General features: G+C 67.7%; 11 protein-coding genes and 1 pseudogene. 6 read left to right on the forward strand and 6 right to left on the reverse strand.

All coding sequences use genetic code 11. The features are described from left to right. Positions 1 to 6 precede the first annotated feature (6 nt). The 6 genes and pseudogenes from AB0B64_RS55730 (at position 7) to AB0B64_RS55755 (ending at position 3462) form a co-directional block, all read left to right on the forward strand. Positions 7 to 393 (forward strand): family 1 glycosylhydrolase, encoded by a 387-nt coding sequence (locus tag AB0B64_RS55730; RefSeq protein ID WP_358203225.1) that lies wholly within the window; start codon positions 7 to 9, stop codon positions 391 to 393. Further along, a pseudogene (locus AB0B64_RS55735) lies at positions 293 to 634 on the forward strand (family 1 glycosylhydrolase); the annotation flags it as partial. The gene AB0B64_RS55730 and the pseudogene AB0B64_RS55735, both read left to right, overlap by 101 nt. Before the next feature lie 130 nt (positions 635 to 764). After that, entirely contained in the window at positions 765 to 1181 is a 417-nt protein-coding gene (locus AB0B64_RS55740) for a family 1 glycosylhydrolase (RefSeq protein WP_358203230.1), read from the forward strand. A gap of 351 nt (positions 1182 to 1532) precedes the next feature. Then, a complete protein-coding gene (locus AB0B64_RS55745) occupies positions 1533 to 1685 on the forward strand; it encodes a hypothetical protein (RefSeq protein ID WP_358203235.1) in 153 nt (50 codons plus the stop codon). 584 nt (positions 1686 to 2269) lie between these two features. Continuing rightward, positions 2270 to 2881: a helix-turn-helix domain-containing protein gene (locus AB0B64_RS55750; protein WP_358203242.1), complete on the forward strand. Its 612-nt coding sequence runs from the start codon at positions 2270 to 2272 to the stop codon at positions 2879 to 2881. 14 nt (positions 2882 to 2895) lie between these two features. After that, positions 2896 to 3462, forward strand: a complete 567-nt coding sequence (locus AB0B64_RS55755; RefSeq protein ID WP_358203248.1) for a hypothetical protein — start codon at positions 2896 to 2898, stop codon at positions 3460 to 3462. 116 nt (positions 3463 to 3578) lie between these two features. Here the strand turns inward: AB0B64_RS55755 and AB0B64_RS55760 are convergent, their stop codons facing one another. The 6 genes from AB0B64_RS55760 to AB0B64_RS55785 all read right to left on the reverse strand — a co-directional run bounded on the left by AB0B64_RS55760 (position 3579) and on the right by AB0B64_RS55785 (position 8729). After that, positions 3579 to 3818, reverse strand: a complete 240-nt coding sequence (locus AB0B64_RS55760; protein WP_358203257.1) for a hypothetical protein — start codon at positions 3816 to 3818, stop codon at positions 3579 to 3581. 14 nt (positions 3819 to 3832) lie between these two features. Beyond that, the gene (istB, locus tag AB0B64_RS55765) at positions 3833 to 4615 is read right to left on the reverse strand and encodes an IS21-like element helper ATPase IstB (RefSeq protein ID WP_358203263.1); all 783 of its coding nucleotides are present in this window, start codon (positions 4613 to 4615) and stop codon (positions 3833 to 3835) included. Beyond that, positions 4509 to 6227, reverse strand: coding sequence for an IS21 family transposase (gene istA / locus AB0B64_RS55770; protein ID WP_358203270.1), 1719 nt, complete (start codon positions 6225 to 6227; stop codon positions 4509 to 4511). The genes istB and istA overlap by 107 nt, the downstream gene beginning before the upstream one ends. Before the next feature lie 448 nt (positions 6228 to 6675). After that, a complete protein-coding gene (locus tag AB0B64_RS55775) occupies positions 6676 to 7368 on the reverse strand; it encodes a TetR/AcrR family transcriptional regulator (protein ID WP_358203275.1) in 693 nt (230 codons plus the stop codon). A 40-nt stretch (positions 7369 to 7408) separates the two neighbouring features. After that, a complete protein-coding gene (locus AB0B64_RS55780) occupies positions 7409 to 8164 on the reverse strand; it encodes an SDR family oxidoreductase (RefSeq protein ID WP_357961230.1) in 756 nt (251 codons plus the stop codon). Between the two features lie 394 nt (positions 8165 to 8558). Then, the gene (locus AB0B64_RS55785; protein ID WP_357961232.1) at positions 8559 to 8729 is read right to left on the reverse strand and encodes a hypothetical protein; all 171 of its coding nucleotides are present in this window, start codon (positions 8727 to 8729) and stop codon (positions 8559 to 8561) included. Between the last annotated feature and the right edge of the window lie 83 nt (positions 8730 to 8812).

The raw sequence follows: 8812 nt of genomic DNA on the forward strand, positions 1-8812 counted from the left end.
AAATCAGTGTCTCGATCATTTGCGAAGGGCTTCCTGTGGGGAGCCGCCACCGCCGCTCACCAGGTGGAGGGGAACAACCTCAACAACGACTTCTGGCAGCTGGAACACGCCGCCGCGGAGCATGGCGTGCAGTTCAGCGGCGACGCGGTCGACAGCTATCACCGCTACCCGGAGGACATGCGCCTGCTGGCCGACGCGGGCCTCAACGCCTACCGGTTCAGCCTGGAGTGGTCCCGTATCGAACCGAGCCCGGGCAAGTTCTCACGGGCCCAGCTCGCCCCACTACCGCCGCATGATCGATACAGCTATCCGGCTGGGCATCACGCCGGTGGTGACGCTGCACCACTTCACCCATCCGCTCTGGTTCGGAGAAAGAGGCGCGTGGCTCGGTGAGGGGGCCGTCGAGGTGTTCTCCCGCTACGTCGAGCAGGCGTGCACGATCCTCGACGGCGTCGAGTGGGTGTGCACGATCAACGAACCGAACATCGTCGCCGTCAACCACGGTCAGCAGCGGCGCATCGCGGAAGGCAAGGAATACCAGTTCGTCGGCGCTCTGCCCGACGCCGAGATCGGCGAAGCCCTCATCGCCGCCCACCGCGCCGTCGCTCCCCTCGTGCGTGAGGCGACCGGCGCCAAGGTGGGTTGGACGGTCGCCAACCAGGCGCTTGTCCCCGCTCCCGGCTGCGAGAAGAAGCACGCCGAGGTGCAGCACCTCTGGGAGGACATGTACCTCGAAGCCCGCACGCCAGGACGACTTCGTCGGGGTGCAGTCCTACACCAGCCAGCCCGTCGACGAGAACGGCATCGTTCCTCACCCCGAGCATCCCGACAACACCATCATGGGCTGGGCCTACCGGCCCGACGCCCTCGGCATCGCCGTCCGGCACACCCACGACGTCGTCGGCGACGTCCCCATCGTCGTCACCGAGAACGGCATCGCCACCAGCGACGACCAGCGCCGCATCGCCTACACCAGCCAAGCCCTGCAGCACCTGCGCGAGACGATGGACGACGGCATCGACATCCGCGGCTACCTGCACTGGAGCCTGCTCGACAACTTCGAATGGGGACGCTGGGACCCCACCTTCGGTCTCATCGCCGTAAACCGCGAAACCTTCGAACGCCACCCCAAACCCAGCCTCACCTGGCTCGGTGCCATCGCCCGGGCCAACGCAATCTAACGCGCCTGCGCTCGCCCGCGGCTTCGATCAGTCCGTCGAACGCCACTGCCGAACACTCCGCCGGGCGTCCACGAGCCGGCACGTTGGGCTGAGCGGCTCGCATCCCGAGCACGCCAACAGTGTCCGCGCCGACCGTCCGGTCGCCGATGCACGGCAGGGGCGACGCCGGCGATCCCAGCCGGTACCTGGTCGCCGACCGGGTGTCGTTGACGAGCTCCCAGTCCATCACGACGACGTTGTCGTAGCCGGAGCTTCTTGCGCAGCCGCTTGGGAAGTGCTTATTCCGTGGCGGTGTCCGTCGAAATGGTCACGCGGATACCGTGTGGCGTCGTATCCGCGATCGCCTGCAGGTTGTTCTATCAGCAAGGCCGCTTCGTCGAGGTGCTGGACGAGCACTTCCGGGCCGGCCGGATCAAGGCGGACGGCGGGTCAAACTGGTCCACCGCCCGCTTCGATGAGGCGAACGCGTACGCCAAGGCGAACGGGAAGCAGCCGTTCACCTAGCTCAGCAACCACGTGAGCCTCGCCCGGGCGTATGACCTTCTGCGTCGTACCTCGCTGGACTGCCGCAAGCGGGGTTCAGAAACACGGCTCGATGCACCCTGTGGGGATTCCGGGCCAAGCCCCGCCGGACAGCGCCCGTTCCCTAACGCACAGCCGTCACAACCTGCCGGACAAACCGGACAGCCGTTACGGCTCACCGTTAAGATCCACAGTCGTCTGGTCCGCAGATTGCTGGGCCCGATATGCCCGCATGCGGCACTTTGCCGAGCAGAACACCGCGTCCTTGCGACGTCTTACCCCTGCCCACACTGCCACCCCGCACTCCGGGCACCGCGCCCACGCCGTCCTGCGCGCGCTGCAGGCCTCCGGCCTCTCGAACCACGCCGCAGCTTCCGCTGGCTTCGTTCGCGAGAACTGACCGCGGTTGTTCGTGAGTTCTGACCGCACTCGGCGGCTGGAGCGGTGGTTGTTGTTCGTGAAAAGCGACCGCACTGCTGCTGGAAGCACCAGTCGGCGGCCGCGTTGACCGGGCGACGCATCGGGGCAGATTGTGTTAGACGGTAACAGTTGTTAGTGTCTAACACATGGTGGAGCGCAAGCAAGGGTTGCGGGAGGTTCGGCGGGCACGCACCCGGCGGACGATCCAGGAACACGCGATGCGGCTGTTCACCGAGCGCGGCTACGAGGCGACCACCGTCGCCGATGTCGCGGCGGCCGCCGAGGTCTCCTCGATGACGGTGTTCCGCTACTTCCCGACCAAGGAAGACCTCGTCCTCGCCGACGAGTACGACCCGGTCATCGTCGACCGGATTCGGGCTCGGCCGGCGGGCGAACCGCTGATGCACCGCATCGGCGCCGCTTTGGTCGAGTCGACCGCCGACCATGGCCCCGCCGACCGCGCCATGCTGCTGGCCCGGTTGCGGCTCGGCCTCACGGTGCCGGCGTTGCGGGCACGGATGTGGGACGGCCAATACCGGACCCAGCGCTACATCGTTGAAGCGTTGCGCGGTGAGAGCCCCAACCCGGACCAGGAGTTCGAGCTGTGGGTCGCCACGGGAGCGTGCATCGCGGCGGCGACCGCGGCGATCGTGCACTGGGCCGAGCGGGGCGGGCGCGAGGACCTCGCCGAGCTGATGGCGACCGCGTTGCGCATCGTCACACCATCGGGATCAACACACACTGGAAGTGGGCAATGACCGGAATACGCAGGGTGGTCACCGGCTATGGGGCCGATGGCAGGGCCGTCGTCGTCTCCGACGAGCGAGTCGGGTCGACCAATCCCGACTACGGGGACAAGTGGTCGATCTGGGCGGCGGATGAGACGGTCCGGTTCCCAGGCGATGGCAGTGCACCGGCGTTCCGGGGTCCGCTGCTGCCCGCCCCTGGCGGCTTTCACGTCACCGTGTTCACGCTGCCGGCGAACTTCAACCCGGACGACCTGTGGGGGACCGACAACCCAGCAGCACGCCAGGAGATGTTCAAAGCCGCGATCGACCCGGAAACCCACCCGCTCGTGCCCGACCCAAACCCGTTCGGCTATGGCACGGTGAAAGGGACGTCCGCACTCCACACCACCGCGTCGATCGACTGCCTGATGCAGGTATCCGGCGAATCCGTCTTCGTCCTGGAGGACACCGAAATCCGACTGCGACCCGGTGACTGGCTCATCGTGAACGGCGTGCCGCACAGCTGCCGCAACGACCTCGACGAGCCCGCCGTCCTGGTTGGCGTGGTCATCGGTGCCCACCACGATGGCGTGCCGCTAAGAACAGCCTGATCGGCACCGCGATCGCGATCCGATCCGCACGGCGCTCAGCGGTAATACGGCCCAGGTCGATCTATCGCAGCACCACGGAGTCCGCTGGCGGTGTCGCTCAGGCGGGGGTCGTCCAGTCACAGGCGTCGTCGCCGTACTCGTCGTCCAAAAACGTTCTCGCCGTCGTCGCCGGCGAGGAGGAAGGCGAAGCGGTCCAGGTCGGAGTGGAGGGCTTCCAGCCCGTAGTCGGGGTGGCCGATGTAGGCGAGCAGTGACTGCGAGAGTCTGTCTGGGTCTGCGGTGAGCCAGTCGCCGATGAATGCCAGGAGCTCGGCGAGCTCGATGGCGTCGGCGGTGTCGAGGCTGATGGCGAGCATGACCGGGGTCTGGTTCAGGCTTGCTGGGCTGCGCGGGTCTGGGCGAGGCGGTAGGAGTCAGTGCCGGTTTCGATGATGTTGCCGCCGAAGGTGAGCCGGTCGACGATTGCGGCGCAGAGGCGGGGGTCGGTGAAGGTCTTGGTCCAGCCGCTGAAGGACTCGTTGGAGGCGATGGCGACGCTGGCCTTTTCCTCGCGTTCGGTGAGGACCTGGAAGAGGAGTTCAGCGCCGCGGCGGTCGAGTTCCATGTAGCCGAGTTCGTCGACGCAGAGCAGGTCGACGCGGCCGTATCGCGCGATGGTCTTGGACAGTTGCTTGTCGTCGGCGGCCTCGACGAGTTCGTTGACGAGTTTGGTGGCCAGGGTGTAGCGGACGCGGTAGCCGGCCATGGCGGCCTCGGTGCCCAGCGCGATGAGCAGGTGGGATTTGCCGGTACCGCTGTCGCCGATCAGGCAGAGCGGCAGGCCCTTCTTCACCCAGTCGCAGGTAGCGAGGGTGTGGATGACGGCCGGGTCGATGTTCGGGTTGGCGTCGAAGTCGAAGGCCCGCAGCGACTTTTCCCTGGGGAACCCGGCGGCCCTGATCCGCCGCTCGGAGCGGCGGCGGGCGCGGTCGTCGCACTCGGCTATGAGCAACTCGGCGAGGAAGTCACGGTAGGACATCTGCTCGCGGGCGGCGGCCTCGGCCAACTCAGGGAACTGGGTACGGATGGTGGGCAGGCGGAGCATCCGGCAGGCCTGGTCGACGGCGGCGTCGGCGGCCTGCTCGGTCAGTCCGTGACGGGGCTTGACGGTCATGTCCTGGGTCCTTCCTGCGCGGTTCGGTGGCGGCGAAGCAGTTGGTCATAGGCGGCGACCGAGGGCAACGGCCGGGTGTCAGGCGGCAGCTTCTCCAAGCGGTCAGCGAGGCGATGGCGGGCGGGTCGGCCGGGACGTCGTCATCGCTGGCCGGGTGATCGCCGGCGTCGGCGGCCTTGCGGGCCTCCAGCGCGACCGCGTCCGCGGTCAGTGCCCCGGCCCGCAGCGCGGCTGCCAGCCCGGCGACGACGTGCTCGCCGTCCATGTGCCGGTGCAGTAGCAGAATCTCGACCAGCGCCCGCGTTCCAGCGGCATCGCCGTGCGCCTTCCGCGCCGCGGCCCACCAGGCGTCGTGCACCGGAGTGAACTTGCCCGCGGCGCGGGCCTGCTCCAGGGCGGTCGACCCAGGCAGCGCGCCCGGCTTGCGGACCAGCGCCTCCAGGTAGTGGTCCAGGTCCAGCCGGGCACTGGACTTGCCGGGCAGCCGCTCGTGCCGCGCGACCTCGGTGTGCCCGTCATAGACGACCAGATCCGAAGCGTGCAGCAGCACCCGGACCCGGCGGCCGATCAGCCGCACCGGCACCGAGTACCGGTTGGTGCGGACCGTGACCTGGGCGAACCGGTCGACCCGCGGGGTGAACCAGCGGCCAGTCTCAAACGGCTCGGCCGGCAGCGGCTTCAGCAGCGGCCTCTCGATCGCGAAGAACTCCCCGACGGTCCGCGCTCGGCTCCCGATCCGGCGGGCCTCATCGGCGGCGTCCCACTGGTCGATCATCGCGTTCAGTGCCTCCACCGACGGCACCTCCGGCACTGGGACCAGGTGATTGCGGCGGAACCAGCCGATCTGCCCCTCCACCCCGCCCTTCTCATGAGCCCCCGCAATGCCCGGCTGGCAGTAGAAGGCATCCAGGTCATAATGGGAGCGGAACGCAGTCCACCGGTCGGTCTCCACCCGGGCCCGGCTGAACCCCAGCACCGAGGCAACCGCCGACTTCAAGTTGTCGTAACGGACCTTTCCGGTCGGCACCCCGCCCAGCACGCGAAACGCATGCTCGTGGCCCTCGAAGAAGGCCTCCTGCCCGCCCGACAGCGAGACCCGATGCACCGCCTTGCCCGAGAACGACAGCCGGAAGCAGAACAAGAAACACCTGACATCTTCTCCGGCCAGCCGCACCACGACCTCACCGAAGTCGACCTCCGCCTCGGCCCCCGGCCGGTGCGACTGCGGCACGAACGCCTCAGTGGGAGCACGGCCCGCCTCCGCCCTGATCTGCGGCTTGCGCTCCGCGACATAGGCCCGGACCACGGGATAGGACACATCCGACATCCCGTGCTCGTCGATCAGCCGGTGATAGATCCGCGTGATGGTGTGCCGCTGCTTGCGCGGCGCGTCCAGGTCCGCCCGCAACATCTCCTCGATGGCAGGCTTGAACGGGTCCAGCTTCGAGCCCCGAGGCGGCAACTTCTTCCGCGGCTCAGGCCACGCCGACGACAGCGCCTTGACGATCGTCCGCCGGCCCACACGGTACTTCCGCTCTATCGCACGGCCCGACATCCCCGCGCGGGCATCTCGGCGGATCGCGGCGTACAGCTCGACCTTCGAAGGGGGCATGAGGACGCTCCTCGACTACGAAGCGCATCCAGCATCTCACCGTAAGCCACACGGTGCGGTCGAAACTCACGAACAACGACTTCACCGCAACAGAGCCGCGGTCACACCAGACGAGCAACCGCGGTCGGCTCTCACGAACGAAACCAGCTTCCGCCGACTCCGCAGTCGCGACCAGCATCTCCTGCTCCCGCGCACGCCACCGAGCTGCCCGAGCCGAGCACGCCGGTGAACAGTATTTCCGCCGCCCGGTCGAGCCCTCAGGCAACTGCCTCCGGCACGCCACACATCTGCGCACCTCGCCCACACAACCGGTATCGGGGTCGAGCTGCAACCGAGCGGAAACGACGTTAGCGGGCGCGACGGGTCTGTATTCGTTGTCGGTCGAGTCACCCCATACCTGCACGGCGACGTATCGGGGTCCTGGCGGCGTGAACTGGTGGTCCGGGGTTCAGGATCCGGCGCGATAGCGGGTGAGCATGAGGGCGACGGCTTCGTCCACGATCGTGGTGTCGGTGGGGTCGGGCGGGACGAAGTCGGTCCGTACGAGTTGAGGCCACAGGAGCTGGCCGCAGATCATGCCGAGGAACTGTTCGGCCACTGCGGATGCCGGCTGTGTCTGTCCGTCGGCCGAACGGAAGTCGAGTGTGCCGGCCTGCGCTTCGGCGTCCAGGTAGTCGCGGAGCCGGTCGAAGAAGGGTCCGCGGTCGATGGCGAAGCCGGTGCCGACGATGTCGGCGAGTTCCGGCATCTGGGGAAGTTCGGTGATGATGAGGCGGCACAGCGCCGCCGTGCCGGGCCGCGAGACCAGGCAGGCGTAGTCGCGGCCGATGTGGTCCAGACCGTACCGGGGATCACCGGGCGGGGGCGGTTCGGCGTACTGCACATCCAGCTGCCACTGTTCGGAGGTGACGGCCGCGAACAGCGCAGCCTTGGAGGGGTACCGCTTGAAGAGGGTGCCGGTGGAGACGCGGGCCTCCCTCGCGATCTGGGCCAGGGATGTCTTGTCGTATCCCCGGGCGAGGAAGAGGTCGCGGGCGGCGCGGATGATGCGCGCGCGGTTCTCCGCTTTGATCTGCGCGTGATACCCGGCCTGGCACGTATCGCCACCGGTTTCCGCTCGGTCACGGTCCGCCGCCGTCATACCCACGCCCCTCGCCCGTCTCCCAGCCGTATCCTCGCTGTCAGAGGACGGTCTGGCCGCCGTCCAGGATAAGGTCCTGGCCCACAGTGAAGGCGGAGACATCGGAGGCCAGGTATACGACGGCTTCCGCGACCTCCTCGGGCATACCCATGCGGCCCAGCGGGATGCCGGAGCTGATCGCCTCCAGAACCGCCGTCTGCTGCGCGGGGTCCTCGATCCCGAGCTTAGAGTACAGCGGGGTGTCCACCGGGCCGGGACTGACCGCGTTGAACCGGATGCCGTGCGACCTGAGCAGGTCCGCGTTCCACGACCGCATCAGGGAGCCGACAGCCGCCTTCGTCGCGGCGTAGGCGTTCGACCGGCCATAGCCGCCGTGCGCGCTGCTGGACGCGTTGAGGATGACCGAGGACGGGTTGGCCAGCACGGGCACTAGGGCCTGCGTGAGAAAGAAGATGCTCTTGACGTTGATGTCGAAGAGCCGGTCGAAACTGTCCTCCGTGTGGTCCTCGAACGGCCGCCAGTCCGAGACGCCGGCGTTCAGGAACGCCACGTCCAGCTCCCCGAAGTGCTCACGCACCCGCTCCGCCAGGCCGCGCTGCGCATCGAGATCGCGGGCATCGGCCTGCACCACCGGCACCTTGTCCCCGAGGATCTGCCGCGCCTTGTCGATGCTGGCCGGGGTTACGCCTGTGACCAGCACGTCGGCCCCCTCCGCGATAAAACGTTGCGCGGTCTCCAGACCGATCCCACTCGTGCCGCCGGTGATGAGGGCGCGCTTGCCCGCAAGACGATTCATGTTGATTGTTCCTTGCCGAGTCGTAAGGTAAGTCGATGGACTCACAACGCGAAGGTACGCCCGCACCATCCTTAAGGCAAGTCGATCAACTTACCATCGGTGGCCTGGGGCGGTTCGGCCACCCGGAGAAGGTGGGCGACACCGGCTCGAAGGCCATGTCGCCATCGTCGGCGAGGAGCCGGGTAATGGTGGTCTTCCCGACGACGTCTTTCAGCTTTGCGGGGCGCAGGCGGTCGGCGACTGGCCGGAGGGTTCCTCGTCGAAGAGCGGCAGGGTCACTACGGTCGGTTCCATCGGTCTCTCGAGTCGCAGGCGGGCGTGTGCGGACGGGGCGAGCCCTTGCACGGGACGCTGACGAGCGAGGGCTCGCCGTTCGCGGGGAAGCTCGCGGCGCTCATCGGTCGCGTCGCTGCGGCCGCTCGGCGACCAGGTCGTAGGAATCCTCGACCGCGTCGGTGATCAGCCGCTCGGTGATGCCGGGTCCCGGCCCCAGTGAGATCCAGTGGTGTTTGTCGAGGTAGCGGCCCGGTGTGATCGAGGCGTAGGCGCGCCATGACTTGACCATGACACGGCGCGGACAAGATGGCGACACGGCTGGTCGACAGTGGATTGCGGTTGACCGGCGGGTGAGTTGCCGAGCGTGCTGCG

Source organism: Nonomuraea sp. NPDC049129, from assembly GCF_040648495.1.
GTDB lineage: Bacteria > Actinomycetota > Actinomycetes > Streptosporangiales > Streptosporangiaceae > Nonomuraea.

Coding starts and splice junctions, on each gene's coding strand:
- AB0B64_RS55750 (WP_358203242.1), top strand. CDS start 2,270: ATGGTGGAGCGCAAGCAAGGGTTGCGGGAGGTTCGGCGGGCACGCACC.
- AB0B64_RS55760 (WP_358203257.1), bottom strand. CDS start 3,818: ATGCTCGCCATCAGCCTCGACACCGCCGACGCCATCGAGCTCGCCGAG.
- istB (WP_358203263.1), bottom strand. CDS start 4,615: ATGACCGTCAAGCCCCGTCACGGACTGACCGAGCAGGCCGCCGACGCC.
- istA (WP_358203270.1), bottom strand. CDS start 6,227: ATGCCCCCTTCGAAGGTCGAGCTGTACGCCGCGATCCGCCGAGATGCC.
- AB0B64_RS55775 (WP_358203275.1), bottom strand. CDS start 7,368: ATGACGGCGGCGGACCGTGACCGAGCGGAAACCGGTGGCGATACGTGC.
- AB0B64_RS55780 (WP_357961230.1), bottom strand. CDS start 8,164: ATGAATCGTCTTGCGGGCAAGCGCGCCCTCATCACCGGCGGCACGAGT.
- AB0B64_RS55785 (WP_357961232.1), bottom strand. CDS start 8,729: ATGGTCAAGTCATGGCGCGCCTACGCCTCGATCACACCGGGCCGCTAC.